1 pseudogene is annotated in these 1,261 nt (G+C 62.6%); it reads left to right on the forward strand.

Going from position 1 to position 1,261, the window contains the following annotated elements:
• A pseudogene (locus M5B42_RS32030) lies at nt 1-1,261 on the forward strand (hemagglutinin); the annotation flags it as partial.

Below are 1,261 nucleotides of genomic sequence, written 5' to 3' on the forward strand. Positions count from 1 at the left end.
GCTCGCTGACGTCAGCATCACTGCGCAGAACGTGACCAACAACGGCCAGAGCATCATCGCCAGCCGTGACTTGAGTGTCACGGCCACGCAAACCCTGAGTAACCAGGGCGGCACCCTGAGCGGTCAACGGCAAACCACCGTCAGCGCTGGCACCCTCGACAACCAGAGCAAAGGTCGAGTCCTTGGCGCTGATCGTCTGAATCTGACGGCTGACACCGTGCTCAACGCCCAGGGCGGCCTGATCAAAGGCCAGAACTCGCTGACCGCGACCCTTGGTTATCTGAACAACAACGCGGGTGAAGTCTCCAGCCAAGGCAACACCACGTTGATCCTCGGCTCCATGGACAACCTCACCGGCCTGGTCATGGCCAATAACGTTCTGGACATTACCGCCACGGGCGCGGTGAACAACCAGAACGGTCGCCTGGGTTCGAACAATAGCTTCACCTTCAAGGGCCAGTCTCTCGACAACACCCAGAAGGGGCGTATCACCGCGCAGCAAAGCCTCGGCCTGACCGCTACCCATCTGGATAACACCGGCGGCTCGCTTATCACCAATGGCCCGCTGAGCCTGACCGCCGACACCGTGGACAACGCCAAGGGCCGAATCTCCAGCCAGGGCGACCTGACCGCCAACGTCACCACCTTCAACCAGCAGGATGGCGCGCTGGTCACCGACGGCAACCTGAGCCTGACCGGCAGCACCCTGGACAACCGCAATGCGGCGCTGATCTCGGCAAAAAAACGGCTGACCCTGAACGTCGGCAATATCGACAACCGCGCGGGGGAAATCTCCAGCGTGCAGGCGGTCAACCTCAACGGTCAGTACCTGAACAACAGCGACGGCGGCAAGGTCCTTTCCGACACCGCGCTGGGCCTGAAGGTCGCGCAAGTGATCAACCAGAGCCTGGGCCAGTTGGTCAGCCAGGGCAGCACCACGCTGACCGGCAGCAGCCTGGATAACAGCGGCGGTAAAGTGAGCGCGCAGTCGGGTCTGGTGATCACCCTCGACGCTGCCCTGACCAATCAGCTCTCCGGCCTGATCAGCAGCGAAGGCACCCTGACGGCTCACGCTGCCAGCCTGGATAACTCGGGCGGCAGTTTCTCCAGTGCCGGCCAATTGAGCCTCACCAGCGATGGTGCCTTGATCAACCAGGGCGGCCGGCTGGTCACCGACGGTGGTATCGACCTGCACAGCGCCAGTCTCGACAACCGTCAGAGCGGCACGATCAGCGGCCAGGGCCCGGTGTCGATCACTACG

The organism is Pseudomonas sp. MWU12-2037 (assembly GCF_023242345.1).
Taxonomy (GTDB): Bacteria; Pseudomonadota; Gammaproteobacteria; order Pseudomonadales; family Pseudomonadaceae; genus Aquipseudomonas; species Aquipseudomonas gingeri_D.